16 protein-coding genes are annotated in these 16,540 nt (G+C 49.6%); 11 read left to right on the top strand and 5 right to left on the bottom strand.

Annotated features, from left to right (window positions below; translation table 11 throughout):
- Positions 1 to 6: 6 nt before the first annotated feature.
- Genes ACFSUB_RS15335 through ACFSUB_RS15320 form a run of 4 tightly spaced genes read left to right on the top strand, consistent with a single transcriptional unit; the run spans position 7 to position 5,979 of the window.
- Positions 7 to 1,842 (top strand): cache domain-containing sensor histidine kinase, encoded by a 1,836-nt coding sequence (locus ACFSUB_RS15335; RefSeq protein ID WP_380714137.1) that lies wholly within the window; start codon positions 7 to 9, stop codon positions 1,840 to 1,842.
- Complete coding sequence (locus ACFSUB_RS15330) at positions 1,817 to 3,364, top strand: response regulator transcription factor (protein WP_380714266.1); 1,548 nt, start codon at positions 1,817 to 1,819, stop codon at positions 3,362 to 3,364. Before ACFSUB_RS15335 ends, ACFSUB_RS15330 begins: the two co-directional genes overlap by 26 nt.
- A gap of 10 nt (positions 3,365 to 3,374) precedes the next feature.
- Complete coding sequence (locus ACFSUB_RS15325; RefSeq protein WP_380714136.1) at positions 3,375 to 5,216, top strand: DUF2264 domain-containing protein; 1,842 nt, start codon at positions 3,375 to 3,377, stop codon at positions 5,214 to 5,216.
- A gap of 4 nt (positions 5,217 to 5,220) precedes the next feature.
- Entirely contained in the window at positions 5,221 to 5,979 is a 759-nt protein-coding gene (locus tag ACFSUB_RS15320; protein WP_380714135.1) for a sugar phosphate isomerase/epimerase family protein, read from the top strand.
- A 154-nt stretch (positions 5,980 to 6,133) separates the two neighbouring features.
- Here the strand turns inward: ACFSUB_RS15320 and ACFSUB_RS15315 are convergent, their stop codons facing one another.
- Complete coding sequence (locus ACFSUB_RS15315) at positions 6,134 to 6,460, bottom strand: putative quinol monooxygenase (protein ID WP_380714133.1); 327 nt, start codon at positions 6,458 to 6,460, stop codon at positions 6,134 to 6,136.
- 167 nt (positions 6,461 to 6,627) lie between these two features.
- Between ACFSUB_RS15315 and ACFSUB_RS15310 the strand changes: the two genes are divergently transcribed.
- Both ACFSUB_RS15310 and ACFSUB_RS15305 read left to right on the top strand, forming a co-directional pair.
- Positions 6,628 to 7,551: an AEC family transporter gene (locus ACFSUB_RS15310; RefSeq protein WP_380714132.1), complete on the top strand. Its 924-nt coding sequence runs from the start codon at positions 6,628 to 6,630 to the stop codon at positions 7,549 to 7,551.
- A 58-nt stretch (positions 7,552 to 7,609) separates the two neighbouring features.
- A complete protein-coding gene (locus ACFSUB_RS15305) occupies positions 7,610 to 8,179 on the top strand; it encodes a DUF4256 domain-containing protein (protein ID WP_380714130.1) in 570 nt (189 codons plus the stop codon).
- A gap of 277 nt (positions 8,180 to 8,456) precedes the next feature.
- Here the strand turns inward: ACFSUB_RS15305 and ACFSUB_RS15300 are convergent, their stop codons facing one another.
- Together ACFSUB_RS15300 and ACFSUB_RS15295 are read right to left on the bottom strand one after the other, a co-directional pair.
- On the bottom strand, positions 8,457 to 8,993 hold the full coding sequence (locus tag ACFSUB_RS15300) for a hypothetical protein (protein WP_380714128.1): 537 nt from the start codon (positions 8,991 to 8,993) through the stop codon (positions 8,457 to 8,459).
- Entirely contained in the window at positions 8,986 to 9,483 is a 498-nt protein-coding gene (locus tag ACFSUB_RS15295) for a hypothetical protein (protein WP_380714127.1), read from the bottom strand. Before ACFSUB_RS15295 ends, ACFSUB_RS15300 begins: the two co-directional genes overlap by 8 nt.
- A 98-nt stretch (positions 9,484 to 9,581) precedes the next feature.
- Here ACFSUB_RS15295 and ACFSUB_RS15290 point away from each other — a divergent pair, with 98 nt between their 5' ends.
- The 3 genes from ACFSUB_RS15290 to ACFSUB_RS15280 all read left to right on the top strand — a co-directional run bounded on the left by ACFSUB_RS15290 (position 9,582) and on the right by ACFSUB_RS15280 (position 11,719).
- On the top strand, positions 9,582 to 10,007 hold the full coding sequence (locus tag ACFSUB_RS15290) for a hypothetical protein (protein ID WP_380714126.1): 426 nt from the start codon (positions 9,582 to 9,584) through the stop codon (positions 10,005 to 10,007).
- Between the two features lie 44 nt (positions 10,008 to 10,051).
- On the top strand, positions 10,052 to 10,252 hold the full coding sequence (locus ACFSUB_RS15285) for a hypothetical protein (protein ID WP_380714124.1): 201 nt from the start codon (positions 10,052 to 10,054) through the stop codon (positions 10,250 to 10,252).
- Positions 10,253 to 10,729: 477 nt separating this feature from the next.
- A complete protein-coding gene (locus tag ACFSUB_RS15280; protein WP_380714123.1) occupies positions 10,730 to 11,719 on the top strand; it encodes a Gfo/Idh/MocA family protein in 990 nt (329 codons plus the stop codon).
- A 64-nt stretch (positions 11,720 to 11,783) separates the two neighbouring features.
- On the opposite strand, the gene ACFSUB_RS15275 is transcribed toward ACFSUB_RS15280, so the two are convergent.
- On the bottom strand, positions 11,784 to 11,972 hold the full coding sequence (locus ACFSUB_RS15275; protein ID WP_380714121.1) for a hypothetical protein: 189 nt from the start codon (positions 11,970 to 11,972) through the stop codon (positions 11,784 to 11,786).
- Positions 11,972 to 12,340, bottom strand: a complete 369-nt coding sequence (locus ACFSUB_RS15270; protein WP_380714120.1) for a hypothetical protein — start codon at positions 12,338 to 12,340, stop codon at positions 11,972 to 11,974. The genes ACFSUB_RS15275 and ACFSUB_RS15270 overlap by 1 nt, the downstream gene beginning before the upstream one ends.
- 418 nt (positions 12,341 to 12,758) lie before the next feature.
- Here ACFSUB_RS15270 and bioB point away from each other — a divergent pair, with 418 nt between their 5' ends.
- Positions 12,759 to 13,760 (top strand): biotin synthase BioB, encoded by a 1,002-nt coding sequence (gene bioB, locus ACFSUB_RS15265; RefSeq protein WP_380714119.1) that lies wholly within the window; start codon positions 12,759 to 12,761, stop codon positions 13,758 to 13,760.
- Between the two features lie 843 nt (positions 13,761 to 14,603).
- The gene (locus ACFSUB_RS15260) at positions 14,604 to 16,532 is read left to right on the top strand and encodes a BglG family transcription antiterminator (protein ID WP_380714118.1); all 1,929 of its coding nucleotides are present in this window, start codon (positions 14,604 to 14,606) and stop codon (positions 16,530 to 16,532) included.
- The last annotated feature ends 8 nt before the right edge of the window (positions 16,533 to 16,540 follow it).

Genomic DNA, 16,540 nt, shown 5'->3' with positions numbered 1-16,540 from the left:
ATCCGTATGAAAAGGGTCGTGAGTTGGTTCCGCAACAGTTTTTCTTTTAAACAGAAACTGTTCATCTGGGTTGTCATCTGTATGCTGCTGCCGATGGTATTCAGTGTTATCAATCTGAACATTTCCAGTTCCCAGATTTTACGGGAGCGGCTGATCCAGAGTGAAGAGAATGCATCGGAACTGACAGAGGCGAATGTCTCCAACTTGATGGATAACGTCATTCAGACGATGAATGATGCCACATTCAATAATGATATTCAGCCGATGATTTCAAACCTCCGCAATGACAAACTGGGGGCGAGGCAGATTCTTGAAATCAATAACCGCCTCGGTTCATTAGCGAGAAATCATAATATTTCGCTATCGATTGTAAGTGCGGATGAACAGCAGGTGATGTCGGGATCCGGCTGGAAACCGGCTTTTACGGAGGAGAAGCCGCTTTATAAAGATTTTCAAAGCCAGATGGAGGAATTCTCCTCCTTTCAGGTGCGCTGGCTCGGACCTGCCGCTCTGCTCGGAGAGAGTACATTTTCCGAAGAGTCTGTGAATTCTCCGCTGCTGCTTGCGCGCCGGTTGACGGACTATAACGGCGAGACGACGGCTTATTTATTCGCACGTATCAGTCGTACTGAGCTGGACCGGGCGCTTTTGGCAGATGAAGACGTGGGACGCCGTAATCTTCTTTTGGACCGTGAAGGAAGAGTGTTGTATGGAAATGAAGACTACGTGCCGGGGCAGGAATTTCCTTATGGAGATCAAGAGCACAACGGAGCGGAAACCTTCATCACATCTATGGAAGAAGGGAAAGACCACGTGCTCGTCAGACAGGGATTCGAGCAGCGCGACTGGAGTCTTGTCAGTTACGTGCCGTACCAGCAGGCCGCAAGCAGTCTCGACCGGGCCTACCAGCAGAATTTCTTCATCCAGGCAGGTGCGTTTCTGCTGTTTATCCTGATTATGCTGTTTGTGATCCACCGCTTTTTCCGGCCGATTCAGCGTCTTGTGTACACGGCGGAAAAAGTAGAGCAGGGACATCTTGACATGCGCAACGAATTGCAGCGAAACGATGAAATCGGGAGACTGTCGACGTCGTTTGACCATATGCTTGACCGGATCCAGGAAACGATCCAGGAGACCAAAACCGAGCAGGCGATGAAACGCAAAGCGGAAATGGAAGTGCTGCAGTCGAAGATTCAGCCGCATTTTTTATTTAATATTTTAAATACGATCCGGATTCAGATGCTCAAAGACGGCAGCACCGAAAACGCGAAGCTGATCACTTCGCTCAGTACACTGCTGCGCGCGATTTACCGCGGATCGGAATGGGTGACGCTCGAGGAAGAGTCCAAACAGCTGGACGAGTACGTAAAGCTGATTAATCCGATGAGAAAGTATCCGGTGGAGCTCGAGCAGGAACTGGACGCCGACACCTTGGGAGAAAAAGTCCCGCAGTTCATTCTGCAGCCTGTCATTGAAAATGCATGCTATCATGGCCTTCCCGCTGCGCCGGGCCGTATCCGGATCCGGACGTGGACCGAAGGCGCCATGCTCTGCATCGAGGTGACCGACAACGGCAAAGGGCTGGAACCGGAGAAACTGTCAGGAATCAAGCGGGCACTGTTTGTAAACAAAGAGGATATCGTCCGCGATTATATGAATCAGAAAAACAGCATGTTCGGCATTGGGTTGAAAAATGTATATGATCGAATGAAATTAACGTATGGAACTGCCCTGTTTATGGACCTCGACAGTAAAGAGAGGGAAGGGACCACGGTATTCATGCGTTTTCCAAGAAGTCAAAGGGGGTTGATGGGTGATGAAAGTACTGCTGGCAGAAGATAATTACCAGATGCTTGAGTTTATGTATCAATGCGTACCCTGGGAAGAACACGGACTTGAGGTAACGGCCCGATGTGCAACAGGGATGGAGGCATGGACATCGGCCCGTGAAGATATGCCGGATATGGTCATCACCGATATCAGCATGCCCGGGATGGATGGTCTCGAGTTGATTGAAAAGGTACGCGCCGTCAATCCGGCACTCGAATCCATCATCATTACGTGCCACGATGATTTCGAGTATGCGAGAAAGGCGCTGCGGCTGTACGTTGGGGATTACATTTTAAAAGAAACCCTGGAACCCGGCATGCTGCTTGAAGCCGTGCAGCAGCTGAAAAAGAAGCTGGAAGAACAGCAGGCGGACCGGACGCATATCGATGCACTCCAGACTTTCGTGGAGTATTCGAAAAAGCCGCTGAAAAAAGAGTGGATTCACTCGTTCCTGCAAGGTACGGAAGAACGGTCGGATGTTCTGTCTCTCTCGTTTGATACCACCCGTTACGTGCCGGTGGCCGGGAGGTTTCTCGAGGTGCAGGAAGAGGGGACGGAATCCATCGTCGAGGCGGCCGGCCATGCCATGTTTGAGGAAGGGTATGGCGATTACGTGATCGCTTCCCCTGGTGAGATGTACTGGTTTTTTCCTTATCACCGCGGTATGACGGCAGAGGAAGTCTCGATGCAGCTGACGAAGATACAACGGTACGTCCAGCGCGAAACCGGGCAGTCGCTTGTCTTTGTGACAGGAGAGCATGCCGGAAGCTGGGAGGAACTGCGGACGTCGCTTGAGCAGGTAGCCCCGTCGGGCGGCGGATGGTTTTACATTACGGAACCGGGTGTTTTCACCGTGGATCAGCTGACATTGAAATCCGGTCATGATGATATTTTCATGCATTATACGACAGCATTATATGACGTGAAGAAAATGATTACCGAAGAAGACGCACAAGCTGCAGAGAACTGGCTGCAGTCATGGATGAACGAGATAAGGGATAAGGCATGGAATCCCGAACAGGTGAAAAGCTGGATTCACAAAATCCTGATCGATATCGATCTCAAATATCAGTCGCTGCAGCACTACAGCGACAAGCCGTCGTCCGTGCTGTACAGCGAGATCCATGCGCTGCGTCATATCGGCGAACTGCGTGCGTACCTGGACGCCTATATCAAAAAGAAGATGATGCTCGCCGCCCATCTCCGGGAAAGCTCGGACCGCCGGGAAATCTGGGAAGCGAAAAAGTACGTGGAGACCCATCTGGACCAGAAAATCACGATGGAAGGCGCGGCCAACCACCTCCATCTCAATCCAAGCCACTTCAGCCGGATCTTTAAGCAGGAAACCGGGGAGACCTTTGTAGAATACACGACGAAGAAAAAGATGGAACAGGCGGCGCATGATCTTTTGTATACCAACCATACCGTAGATGATATCGCCCTATCCATCGGGTATGATAACACGAGTTATTTTGCCAAATTATTCAGGAAATTCAGCGGAATGCCGCCGAAACAATACCGAAAAGACAAATGAGGTGAAGCAAATGAAAGAAAACAAAATACAGTCGCGCCGGGATATGGAAGAGCTGCTGGAGCGTATCCTTGAACCGCTGGACCCATACTTCAGCGAAGGGAAAGCAAGGATACCGCTCGGTGCGACGAGTGCCCATTTCGGGGCTGATATCGCGGAGATGGAAGCGTTCTCGCGGGTGCTGTGGGGTCTTGTTCCGGCTGCGGCCGGCGGAGTGTGGAACGATTACTGGGAGCGCCATCTGGAAGGAATCAAAAACGGAACCAATCCGGAGCACCCTGAATTCTGGGGCTGGGTGCACGGCATTGATCAGCGGCTGGTGGAGATGGCGGCAATCGGGTTTGGTCTTGCCATGATTCCGGGAAAACTGTGGACACCGCTTACGGAAACGGAGCGGCATAATCTTTATCAGTGGCTCGACCAGATTAATCAATACGATGTAGTGGACAATAACTGGCATTTTTTCCGTATACTCGTGAATACAGGATTTGACGCGGTCGGCCTGCCGATCGATGAGGAGAAACAGCAGGAATCGTTTGATTTCATCGAGTCCTGTTATCAAGGGGACGGCTGGTACTCGGATGGACCGGTGGAGCAGTGGGACTATTATATATCGTTTGGCTTCCACTTTTATGGTCTGTTGTATGCGGCGCTGCAGAAAGATAAGGATCCGGAGCGGGCGGAACTGTATAAAAAGCGCGCAGCGCGTTTTGCCGATGATTTTATTTATTGGTTTTCAGATGATGGCTCGGCGTTGCCGTTCGGGCGCAGCTTGACGTATCGTTTTGCGCAGGTGTCGTTTTGGAGTGCGTGTGTGTATGCGGAGCTTCCGGAGGTGGACGTTGGTGTGGCAAAAGGGCTTATCATGCGGCATATACGGTGGTGGATGGAGCAGCCGGTTTTCTCTGGCGATGGGCTGCTCACGATTGGGTACGTGTATCCGAACCTGATCATGGCTGAAAATTATAATTCCCCCGGGTCGCCGTACTGGGCGCTGAAAACATTTCTTGTGTTGGCGCTCCCGGAAGAGCATGCGTTCTGGCAGGCGGAGGAAAAGCCGATGCCGCAGCTTGAGCGGGTGAAAAAGCTTGCCGCGCCGCGGATGACGATGATGAGGGAAGGCAGTCATGTGTTCAGTCTTGTGTCGGGGCAGTACTTGTCCAGCGAACACGCCCACAATGACAGCAAGTACGCGAAGTTCGCCTACTCGACCCGGTTTGGATTTCACGTGCCTAAGGGAGTGTTCGGCCCGGAGCAGGGGGCGTTTGATTCGATGCTTGCCTTCAGCGAAGAGGATGGGTATTACCGCGGACGGCGGCGGACCGAGGTGACCGATTGGGAGGACGGCGTGCTGTATTCGCACTGGAAGCCGTGGCGTGATGTTGACGTGGAAACGTGGCTGCTGGCGGCGTGGCCGTGGCAGGTGCGGGTGCACCGGATTCATGCCCGGCGGCCGCTTGATGCCAGAGATGGAGGCTTTTCGGTGCCGATCGATGTGGACGGACAAAAGCCGCTTCCGGATATACAGCCGGACATAGAAGAGAACGATCACGTCCTGTCTGTTGAGCTGCCCGCGGGCATCAGTGTGGTCGCGGACTTAAGCGGGGAACGTCTTCTGGAAGCGGGCCGGACCGAGCCGAATACGAACCTGCTGTATGCCGCGCCGGCCGTACTGCCTGCCGCCGTGTCACGTCTCTCCGGAGAGGACGGTCCGGTCTGGTACGGCACCGCCGTGTATGCCGGCAGCAATATGCCGGATGAAGTGCCGGACATGATCCGTCCCTCCGGTGGATCAGCGGAGATTGTGTATGACGGGAAGACAGAAGCGACACTGAGATCGAGATTGGAGGAGTAAAGCGATGTGGAAAACAGGAGTGTGTTCCGTGACGTTTCGGGAGAAGTCGGTGGATGAGATCATAGAACTGGCCTCGCAGGCCGAACTTCACAGTATTGAATGGGGCGGTGATGTGCACGTCCCGCCCGGTGACACGTCGGCTGCCGCCCGTACGGCGGAGAAAACAAAAGAAGCCGGGCTGGAGGTTTCCTCTTACGGATCCTACTACAAGGCCGGGGTGGAAAATGCTGATCCGTTTCGTACGGTGCTGGACACGGCCTCCGCCCTGGGTGCTCCGTCCATCCGGATCTGGGCCGGCGTGAAAGGCTCGGACGACATAGAGCCGGAGGAGCGGCAGCAGGTCATCCGCGATATCCAGGACGCTGCTTCGCTTGCGAAAGAAAAAGGGATCGGCGTGCATCTTGAGTATCACGGAGGCACGCTTACCGATACTGCGGACAGCGCCCGGCATCTGATGGAAGAGCTTCAACACCCGAACGTCCAGCTTTACTGGCAGCCGGCGGTTGGTCTGTCGCTGGAGGAAAGACTTGCTTCCATTGAAACCGTGAAACCGTGGCTCCGACACGTGCACGTCTTCTTCTGGCGCGGCACGACCCGGTACCCGCTCGAGGACGGGCAGGAGGAATGGCGCGCCTATTTTCAGCAGATTCCAGACAGCGGGGACCGCTATGCCATGCTCGAATTCGTGCAGGACGACGACCCGGAGCAGTTTCTGCGCGACGCCGCCGTCCTGCACAAACTGCTCACACCGGTCGAGCACTGATATTGTCAGAGGACCGGTATCGCCCAAGCACTGATAAAAGAAGACCTTCCGCCGATATATCCGCTGAAGCCGCCGATGTATTGAAAGAACCGCAAATATAGGTGAGAACCGGCTGACTCGATCAGCCGGTTTTTTTGATGAGAGAGCCGTTTTTTCAGCTTTCCAGTGATGAAGCGGATATTCCCTTGCCGCCCAGGGGAGTGAACGGGCCTGTTTTCTCGACTCCGGACAGGATCGGCCGTGCTTTTTTGATTAACGTTTGGTTGACGTCCATCGATAACGAAGCCTGATGCGCTTCTTCGCTGGACCACACTTCAAATACGTAGAGGACGTCCGGGTTATTGTCATCGGAATTGATAATGTATAACTCGCACTCCTCCAGCTTTTTCATTTCCTTCGAAGCTTCCAGCAGCAGTCCTGCCAGTGTATCGCGTTCTCCGTCTACAGCTGTAAATGTATTGCACAATCCGAAGCGACGCATGGTTATTCCCCCATCCCATATATATTTTCCAAGACTCTTCTACACGTACAGGGACTATTCCTTTTTTTACATGAAAGGGATAGCATGTCGCTGAGGAAGCGTTGTAAGATAAGAGAAGGAGGAACGAACCTCACTCTGAACCCTGCAACCGGAACGGATGATAGCACATGGCGGTATTATTTCAGATTCTGCTTCAAATTATATTTCCTGTTTTCTTTTTACTGGGGGTGGGCGCTCTGCTGCACCGCCTGCTTCAGTTCGACATGAAAACATTATCGCGGCTGCTGACATACCTGCTTCTCCCGACGGTTATTTTTGTGAACATTTATCAAAACGACATGACACCGTCGCTGCTGCTTGAAATCGGCGGGTTTCTTTTGATTCAGTTCCTGCTGCTCGGCGCGCTTGCCCATGTGACGGCAAAAGGAATGAAAATGGACAAAAAGCTGTCTGCGACGTTCAAAAACAGTGTTGTGCTGAACAATTCCGGCAATTTCGGTCTGCCGGTCAGCCAGCTTGTCTTCCAGGCGAATCCGGTCGGCGCATCGGTGCAGATTATGGTCATGATGTTTCAAAACATTATGACGTATACCTACGGTCTCATGAACGCGGCGTCCACCGAGGGAAAAGGCACGATGAACTTCAAAGAAATTCTGAAGACCCCGATTCTGTATGCGCTCGTGCTCGGTTTTCTGTTTTACGGCTTTCAGATTCCGATCCCGGGCTTCATCTGGACACCGCTTGAAAACATCGCCGACGCGTTTCTCGCCGTAGCGCTTCTCACGCTCGGCGCGCAGGTCGCCTATCCGAAGCTGGAGAACTTTTCTGCCGCTTTTTTTCTGGGACTTACCGGAAGGCTCATCGTCGCGCCGCTGACCGCGCTTGCTGTCATTTCGCTCTTTGGCATAGACGGTACGATCGCGCAGGCTCTCTTTATCGCAAGCGCCTTCCCGATGTCACGAAACAGCGCCCAGTTCGCGCTCATGTATGACAATTACCAGGAATACGCCGCGCAGGCCGTGCTCATCTCCACCCTGCTCAGCAGCGTCACCGTCACCATCGTCATCTACGCATCGCGGCTGTTGTTCTAGATTTTTCTGTGAAGGTACTCTACAATGAAACTATGAGTTAGAAAAGGGAGGAGCGTCGATGGCTGAAGGAGATAGAAACAACAGTAATGAGGTGTCCCTGGAAGAATTGCCTGCGGTGCTGCAACATCGTTTTGAGAAACATATGCACCGGCATGAGGGGCTGGATTGGAAAGAAGTTGAGGCAAAGCTTCAGAAGGATCCTTCAAAATGGGAATCGCTTTATCAGATGGAGCAGACGGGCGGCGAACCGGATGTTGTCTGGTACGACGAAGAGAGGGGCGGCTACGTGTTTGCCGACTGCGCGGCGGAGAGTCCGGCGGGCCGCCGCAGTGTCTGTTATGACCGAAAGGCGCTGGAGTCGAGAAAAAAATACAAGCCGGAGAACAGTGCCGTGGAGATGGCGGAGGAGATGGGCATCGATATGCTCACCGAAGACGCGTACCGCGCGCTGCAGCAGCTCGGCGAATTTGATGTGAAAACATCGAGCTGGGTGCAGACACCCGCTGATATCAGGGAACGCGGCGGGGCACTATTCTGCGACCGCCGCTTCGGGCATGTTTTCGTTTATCACAATGGCGCCGAGTCCTACTACGGAGGCCGCGGATTCCGCGGATCGCTGCTCGTTTGAAGCGAGCTCCCGAAAAAGAGGCGGACGCTGATAAATGGGCCGAAACCGCAGATAAATTTATTAGACAGCATGTAAAGGGGTGGATTTGGCATGTATTTGGCTTGATTCGGCATGTAAATGCGCGAGTTTGGCAGGTGCCGGGGCCGCGAGCTTGTATTTGTGCTGACTTGGCATGTATTCGACAACGTTTGGCGTGTATCTGCCTGGAAACGGCATGTATTTCAGAAAACCCGGCTCATAACAATTAGAAAAGAGGAAGGGACAGCACGTCCAATCCTCATAGATTATTCAATCTTATCATCTCTACTACATTAAAACCTGCCCAGCCTCCGATAAATGGGAAAATATCGATAGGAGAATCTAATCTTACAGAGTCAACATCCATCACAAACAAAAGCACGGTGAAAACAGTGCTGATAAAAATGATAAAGCAAGCCTCTATCATTGTTCTCCGCTTCCACCGCTTCCCGCCCTTAAGATGCCTGTCAAAATTCTGAACGATCCGGCTTGACTTTGTTCCGAATGCCTTTCCTCTCTTTAGCTTGTACAGGGAAGGGATTGCTGTAATCCATAAAAGCACGCTGCATAAACCAAGAAGTACAGAAGCCGAGGCACCGTTGTGAACATACTGAACAAACCATACGAATAACAGCAGCATCACAAGATTGTGCTGGACTAACTCCAGCTTTTTTGAACGCTTCACTTCTTGGATATCCCACTCAGTTTCGTGCATCTTATCCAGCCTTTCTATGGAGGTACCGTTGTACATATCAGTCCTATGAAACCAATGCCTCATAGATTCAACTTCACTCATTCACTCTCAGAGTTTTGTCAAAAGATATTCCTAAATAATTGTATGTTATGGTTACGTTTTCGATCTCTTTGTTATGAACAACACTCATTCCATAACTTTTATCATCCGTTGATGTTGTGTCATTATTTACTTTTTCCCGTTGTTCAGCAGGGGATGTATTCGTCTTGATGGTCACATTTTCCACATCGTGTATGTTAAATTCTTCAGCCTCTTGATTAAAAGTGTCCTTTACAATAAATCCCTTTAACGGATTACTGACCTGCACTTTGACATTTGATGGTTCTTCATTACCATTGACCGATACGTCATTAATATGTAAGTCGCTGAACCCTTTATTGCCGATTGCTATGACTAGGGCATGGTAGTTGTTTAACGAACCAACCGATCCTTTAACTAATGGGGGATTGAATAGAATAAAAGAAAAAAAGCCGGCGAATATTACTGCTATGCTTATCATAGAAAACGTCATGAGTTTTTTCCGTTTTTTCAAGCTTTTCCTCCTCATTTAACGATTTTTCCTACCTTATTTTATCACGAGACAAAGACAATTTCTGTGATAAAATGGGAAAATGAACAAGGGGGATTACGATGAAAAGAATACTGCGGCACAGTCTTATCATGTGGATTCCATTTGCGCTGCTTTGCCTCGGAGCCGGTTTTGCTGTAGAACTGGTGGAGGGGAGTAAGGTTACAACAACCTATCATATCGGTGGCGTTTTTCCTCTGATGATCTGGTTCACGTCGGTTCTCGTGTATCCTGTTACCTTTCTGCCGCTGACGCTCTTGATAAATAAAACCACCAACCGGTTGATGATCCGTATCCTCTCGTACGGTCTGATCAGCGGGCTAAGCGGATGGTGGTATTTTAACGGCGCTTATGAACCATTCAGAGAGCAGTACGACTTGAACAGCAGTAGCGCGGTGTTCTTTTTTGCAGCGGCAGGAATCCTGTATGCGCTGCTCGATCACTACCTTTTTAACCACCCGAAAGCCTTCCGCGGGGAAGGAGAATAAAAAGGGGCTGCGTTTCGTACATAAAAGAGGGGGGAGAAAATTAGTTGTTGATTAGTTTAATGCAGGGGATAGGGACTTTTTATTATTGGACTTGGTTTATCTGGCCGTTTGTATTTGTTTTTTCCCTGGTTTATGCAATTTCTACTTTAGTCAAAGACGATACGGCATCACTGAAACCGGCCATCACTGCTTCTATATCCCTTCTTATCATTGTTGCCGGGATCACGTCTCCCGTCATTAACTAATAGATACCGCAGTGATGTTGGAATAGAATGACATCAGGGAGCCGGCAACGTTTCATTTATAGATTTCACTTTCCTGATGAAAGAATACAAGCACTCCCTTTCCCACCGGCATATTCTGCTGGGAAAGGGGGTGACAGATCGTGAGAGAACAGTGCTGTTGTCACCATCACAGGCGCAGGCCGCAATGCGGATGTGAAGATAACCTGGGCAAACTGGGCTATCATGGTCATGGCTGTAAATCCAGGCGGGAGTGCCTGCTGGAATGCAGCCGGCGGTTAAACAAATGCCTCGAATCATGCAGGTCCTACGACGAATACGGGTTGGAATGCTGCGTGCAGGATGCCATTCGGTGTTTCGACCGATGTTTTTATTAGATAGAATAAAGGAATCAGGCGGTATAAGGTTTTGTCTCCTTATGCCGCTTTTCATAGAAAACATAAATAGGATTATAATTTTTTAATAAGGGAGAGGGAGCTTATGAAGGATGTGCGTTGGGGCATCGTTGGCTGCGGCGATGTAACGGAAGTGAAAAGCGGTCCGGCGTTTAATATGGTTGAGGACAGTTCGCTGGTTGCCGTTATGCGGCGAAACGGGGAGCTTGCGCGGGACTACGCGGAGCGCCACGGAGTGCCGGTGTGGTATGATAAGGCAGAAGATCTGATTCAGGACGAGAACGTAAATGCCGTTTACATCGCCACACCGCCTGGTTTTCATAAAGAATACACAATGATGGCGGCGGAGGCGGGCAAGCCGGTGTATGTCGAAAAGCCGATGGCACTTAATACCCTGGAATGCGAAGAAATGGCAGCGTTCTGCGCCGAAAAGCAGGTGCCGCTGTACGTTGCGTACTACCGGCGCACGCTCCCGCGTTTTCTCAAGGTGAAAGAACTGCTGGACGCCGGTGCGATCGGCGACGTCCGTTTTGTCACGATGCAGCACACGCAGCCGCTTGCCGAAAAAGACGAGAACGGAGAATGGCCGTGGCGCCTGCAGCCGGAGGTGAGCGGGGGCGGCCTGTTTTTCGACCTCGCGTCGCATACCCTCGACCTGTTCGACTACCTGCTCGGACCGGTTCGCGATGTCACCGGATTTGCCCGTAATCAGGCCGGCGCCTATCCGGTCGAAGACACCGTAAGCGGCGCGTTCCTGTTTGAAAACGGCGCGGCCGGCACCGGCATCTGGAATTTTTCTTCCTATAAGAAAGAAGACGTGAACCGGATCGTCGGTACAAAAGGCGAAATTATCTTCTCCTCGTTTGATGAAGAACCGGTAACACTGAGGACCGAAACAAAAACGAAGAACTATATCATCGAACAGCCGCAGCCCATTCAGCGCTACTTGATTCAGGCGGTGGTGGAAGAGCTGACCGGCAAAGGAACGACAGCCCCAAGCACCGGAGAAACAGCACTGCGCACGAACCGGGTGATGGATGAACTGGTGAAAGGTTTCTATGGTAACAATCCGTGATGAATTTCAAACGTAACGTCCCAATGAGAACTCTCTCCTTCATTATTTTTAGAAGAAATAAACATTATGTCGATGCAGGAACGAATAAACTTCCAAAGAAAATGGCTCCTGTGATTCTGGTAAACAGACTGAATGTAACTCCTGTATCATATCCAAATACGGCAATCGTTTGATTGGTGTCGAATCCAAAAAGAAGGTGTGCCAGACAGTAGATTCCGGTGATACAGATGATTGTTTTCCACACGGTTTTCATTACAGACGCTCCATCCATTGTTTCCATTCGTCTTTCACATCGTCCTCGTCGATCAGCGTCACGCGTTCTCCGACGTGGACGAAATGGTTTTCTTCTCCGCTTTTCATCAAATATATGTTCTCAAACGGGGTGTGGATGATTTCGTTGATCGGGATGTTCTGTTTTTTTGAGAAATTGTGGATTCTGATGAAGGTTTCGTGATCAACGGGCTTTCGGTCCGCTTGATCCGGGATGGCGGCATCAATATACTCCTGCATTATTCGATGGGTGTGGGAGTGATCCATCCCATTTTTCACCGCGCCCTTCACTACAAAATATAGAATAGTGAAAAAAAGAATCCAGAGAAAGATAAACGTAAAAAGACCCATATCCTGCCTCTCCTTTTTGATGTGTTTCAAATTCCCTTCCAATTATAACAGGAAAACCCATGATATACAGAAAAAAGAACAAAAAACCGGCTGAACGGTTGAATCAGCCGGTTTTTTCATGTGACCTGCTCCGCTTGTAAAGGGGTGGTTTTGGCATGTATTCAGCTTGATTCGGCATGTAAATCCGCAAGTTTGGCAGGTACCCGGAGCGCCGGATTGTATTTGGGCGTGCTTGGCATGTATTCGACAATGTTTGGCATGTACCTGCCTGGAAACGGCATGTAAACGAAGGAACCCGGCTCATAAAAGAAAATTCTCGTATCACACTGCAGCTATTTTTCCAGCTGTTCGTATTGTTATATTGTAAACCTTATAGTATATTAGGTTTACAATATACATGAAGAATGGAGGACATACGATGAATCAGTGGATGGAACTTGCGGATAAGGTATTGGAGGGCGGCAGTCTGAGTCCAGCGGAAAGCCTGGCGGTACTGGACTGCCCGGATGACGACATACTGCCGCTCATGCATGCAGCCTTTCACATCAGGAAAAAGCATTTCGGGAAAAAAGTGAAGCTGAATATGATCTTGAATGCCAAATCAGGGCTCTGCCCGGAAAACTGCGGGTACTGTGCGCAGTCCGCTGTGTCGACCGCTCCGGTGGATACGTACAGTATGGTCACGAAAGAGACGCTGCTGGAAGGAGCCAAACGCGCGTATGAGCAGAATATCGGCACGTACTGTATCGTGGCAAGCGGACGCGGCCCCGCAAATAAAGATATCGATCATCTCGTGGAGGCTGTCACAGACATAAAAAACACGTACGGCATGAAAATATGTGCCTGTCTCGGGCTGTTAAAACCGGAACAGGCCCGGCGTCTCAAGGAAGCCGGCGTGGACCGCTATAATCATAATGTGAATACATCGGAAAACAACCATTCCGCCATCACCACGTCTCATACCTATGAAGACAGAGTAGACACCGTTGATACCGCAAAACACGCCGGGATGTCCCCGTGCTCGGGAGTCATTGCAGGCATGAAGGAATCAAAACAGGATCTGGTGGATATGGCGGAGAGTTTAAAAGAGCTCGATGCGGATTCGATTCCAGTCAACTTTCTGCACGCCATTGACGGCACACCGCTCGAAGGCGTCCATGAACTGAATCCGTTGTACTGCCTGAAAGTACTGGCGCTGTTCCGCTTTATCAATCCGTCCAAAGAAATCCGCGTCGCCGGAGGACGCGAAGAAAATCTCCGTTCCCTGCAGCCGCTGGCGCTCTATGCCGCGAACTCCATTTTTATCGGAGACTACTTAACCACCGAAGGGCAGAACAATGCAGAAGATCACAGAATGCTTGCCGACCTCGGTTTTGAGGTGGAAAGCGTCGAAGAAATGAAAGCGTCCATGCAGCAGTGACAAGCTGAGACATTTAGAGTTCGCTCGTCATATAAAGCAAGCCGGCTGATCCTTGGTTCAGCCGGCTTGCTTTTTCGCTCGTAAAGAGATGGATTTGGCATGTATTCGCATTGATTCGGCATGTAAATCCGCAAGTTTGGCAGGTACCCGGGGCGGCGGCTTGTATTTGGTCTTACTTGGCATGTATTCGACAAAATTCAGCATGTATCTGCCCGCAATCGGCATGTAACGCCGAAGAACAAAGCGGTTGCCGGCGTGCTCCCGGCCGTTTTCTTGTCCAATGCCCATCATGCGGCCAAAAGTCGGCGGCAGCACAGTGCAAACGTAAAGTTAAACTCTTCATAAGACAGTTTGAGACAGCTGGTGGCTGGTCAAACGGAACTCAGCATGAGTCATAATGACGTTTATGGTAATCAGGAGTAGTTAAACGTAAGTATGAAGAAAAATAGGACGGTTCGGGATCCGTTCTGTAGTTACATAGCAAAAGATGGGATCATGAACCATCTAAGAAAATGACAAAACCAGCATGTGAAGCGCTTCTATAAGCCGGTCCTATTGTTTTTTCCCCTTTGAACCAAACCTGCTGAAGCATAACTTGGAAAGCCGGATGATTTTTATGATGCCTTCGGGTTTCCTGCCGATGTCGGTGATCATGAATTTGCTGCGTTTTGTTTCTACTATTTCTAAGTTCCCTCATGGTAGACTATGAGAAAAAACGGTCTACCGGCACCTCGATTTTTTCCACGAAAAGATATGAAATATTTCCGTTTTTATTTTGTAAGCGATTTCTCATCTATGCCGGACTGTTTTTGTTTAGAATATAAATCAAGAGGTGAGCTCACCATGTTAAATGAAAGACAGCGCAGTCTCATGCAACTGCTTCTCGAGAAAGAATCACACATTAAGCTTCACGAACTGGCCGGTTTCTACAGCGTCAGCGAGAGAACGATCCGCAATGATGTGAATGAAGTAGAGTATTTTATCACTCAGTACAAATCGAAGGTGGAACGAGATAAGTCGCAGGGGGTGATGCTGAAGATCAATGCTCCGGAGAAAAAGGAGGTGAAGCAGTGGCTGCAGCAAGCTGGTGAATATACCATCCGGTTATCACCGTTGGAGCGGATGATAACCATACTGGGAATCCTTTTTCAGTATGAACAGCCTGTTACTTCTAAAACGTTATCTGACATTATGCATGTCACCAGAAGAACCGTCCTGGATGACCTGCGGAAACTCGAAGATTATCTCGAAAGCCACCAGGTGGGCATTCAGTATAAAAGCAATAAAGGATTTATTCTGGACGGCCGGGAGTTGAATATCCGCCGGTCTTATAAAGAGTTATCGAATCAGTTCGGAGACGACAAAACATTCGAATGGCTGCTGGAACATTTGAATATCCCGGAACATGACATTCTGCTTCTGCGGTACAAAATTACCAGGCTGCTTCAATGGAAAATGCCGGAGCTTACGGACTTTGCGCTTCAGGGGATTATTATTCATAGTGTGTTGTCGCTGCAGCGGTTGAAGCAGAACAAAACAGTTCAGCTTCCGCCTTACGAAATAGAAGAGTTGAAGAAATATGAAGAATTCCAAACAGGAAAGCAGATTATTGCTGTCATGGAAGAATTCGCGGATGACTTCATCTGTGAGGAAGAGGCTTCGTTTATTACGCTGCATCTTTTGAGCTCTAAGACCCTGCGTCATATAGATGATCAGGAAGATCACAAATTACAGCAGCTGGTGCAGCGGTTAATAGCAAAAATCAGTTTTCAAAGCGGGATTGATTTTATGGATGATACGCAGCTGGACCAGGGGTTAATCATTCATCTAAAACCTGCCATTTACCGTTTAAGGTTCCAGCTCGGTCTGAACAATCCTATGAAACATCAGATCGAAGATGAATATGATCGTCTCTCCCAATGGATCACTTGGAATCTAAATGAAATAGAAGAAGAATTCGGGATTTCATTTAATATTGATGAAATCTGTTTTCTCACCCTGCACTTCGCAGCCGCCATCGAACGCAGAGAGTCCCGTACGCTGACCAAGGTGATACTCGTCTGCGGAAGCGGCATCGGAACCGTGCAATTGATGAAGAGCAGATTGAAGCGCCTGTTTCCTGAAATTATGGTAACGGAAGTGATTCCGTATCACAAGCTTCAGCAGGCACGCAGTACGGAAGGGGCGGACTTTATATTTTCAACGACACCGGTTGAAGAAAGCAGCATACCTTCTATCACCATTAACCCAATGATAGAGGAAAGGGATCAACAGAAGATATCGGAACTACTCATAAAAAAGCAAGAAAGGAAGTCTGGTCCTGTGTTGGAAAACGTTCTTAAGTCTGAATTCATTCAACTGGATGTGCCGGCTGAAGATTGGATGGATGCCATTCGAATCGGAAGCAGGCCATTGCTCAAGCATCACATGGTAGAACCGAAGTATATTGACGCCATGATTCAAATGGTAACAGAAAACGGGCCGTATGTTGTGTTGGATAAAGGGGTGGCAATGCCCCATGCCAGGCCGGAAGAAGGAGTAAATGAGTTATGTTTGAGTTTCGTAAGGTTATCAACACCCGTTCATTTTGGACATGAAGCCAATGATCCGGTCCAGCTCGTGTTCTGTCTTGGAAGCACCGATGCCGAGACTCATTTACGGGCCCTGCGTCAATTGGTAACCGCTTTAAATGAAGAGAATTCCAAAAGCACCTTTATGACAGGAGATAGCGAAGATATTTTACAAACTATTAAAGAAGCGAGTTTACTATAAAAAAGGGG

This window comes from Salibacterium lacus (genome assembly GCF_042684865.1).
Classification (GTDB): domain Bacteria; phylum Bacillota; class Bacilli; order Bacillales; family Marinococcaceae; genus Salibacterium; species Salibacterium lacus.
The sequence above is the reverse complement of the archived record's forward strand: the minus strand, read 5'-3'. Positions and strand labels throughout refer to the sequence as shown.

What these genes read in the sequence shown, in the direction of transcription:
- ACFSUB_RS15335 (WP_380714137.1), top strand. Translation starts at nt 7, where the DNA reads ATGAAAAGGGTCGTGAGTTGGTTCCGCAACAGTTTTTCTTTTAAACAG.
- ACFSUB_RS15330 (WP_380714266.1), top strand. Translation starts at nt 1,817, where the DNA reads ATGAAAGTACTGCTGGCAGAAGATAATTACCAGATGCTTGAGTTTATG.
- ACFSUB_RS15325 (WP_380714136.1), top strand. Translation starts at nt 3,375, where the DNA reads ATGAAAGAAAACAAAATACAGTCGCGCCGGGATATGGAAGAGCTGCTG.
- ACFSUB_RS15320 (WP_380714135.1), top strand. Translation starts at nt 5,221, where the DNA reads ATGTGGAAAACAGGAGTGTGTTCCGTGACGTTTCGGGAGAAGTCGGTG.
- ACFSUB_RS15315 (WP_380714133.1), bottom strand. Translation starts at nt 6,460, where the DNA reads ATGCGTCGCTTCGGATTGTGCAATACATTTACAGCTGTAGACGGAGAA.
- ACFSUB_RS15310 (WP_380714132.1), top strand. Translation starts at nt 6,628, where the DNA reads ATGGCGGTATTATTTCAGATTCTGCTTCAAATTATATTTCCTGTTTTC.
- ACFSUB_RS15305 (WP_380714130.1), top strand. Translation starts at nt 7,610, where the DNA reads ATGGCTGAAGGAGATAGAAACAACAGTAATGAGGTGTCCCTGGAAGAA.
- ACFSUB_RS15300 (WP_380714128.1), bottom strand. Translation starts at nt 8,993, where the DNA reads ATGAGTGAAGTTGAATCTATGAGGCATTGGTTTCATAGGACTGATATG.
- ACFSUB_RS15290 (WP_380714126.1), top strand. Translation starts at nt 9,582, where the DNA reads ATGAAAAGAATACTGCGGCACAGTCTTATCATGTGGATTCCATTTGCG.
- ACFSUB_RS15280 (WP_380714123.1), top strand. Translation starts at nt 10,730, where the DNA reads ATGAAGGATGTGCGTTGGGGCATCGTTGGCTGCGGCGATGTAACGGAA.
- ACFSUB_RS15275 (WP_380714121.1), bottom strand. Translation starts at nt 11,972, where the DNA reads ATGAAAACCGTGTGGAAAACAATCATCTGTATCACCGGAATCTACTGT.
- ACFSUB_RS15270 (WP_380714120.1), bottom strand. Translation starts at nt 12,340, where the DNA reads ATGGGTCTTTTTACGTTTATCTTTCTCTGGATTCTTTTTTTCACTATT.
- bioB (WP_380714119.1), top strand. Translation starts at nt 12,759, where the DNA reads ATGAATCAGTGGATGGAACTTGCGGATAAGGTATTGGAGGGCGGCAGT.
- ACFSUB_RS15260 (WP_380714118.1), top strand. Translation starts at nt 14,604, where the DNA reads ATGTTAAATGAAAGACAGCGCAGTCTCATGCAACTGCTTCTCGAGAAA.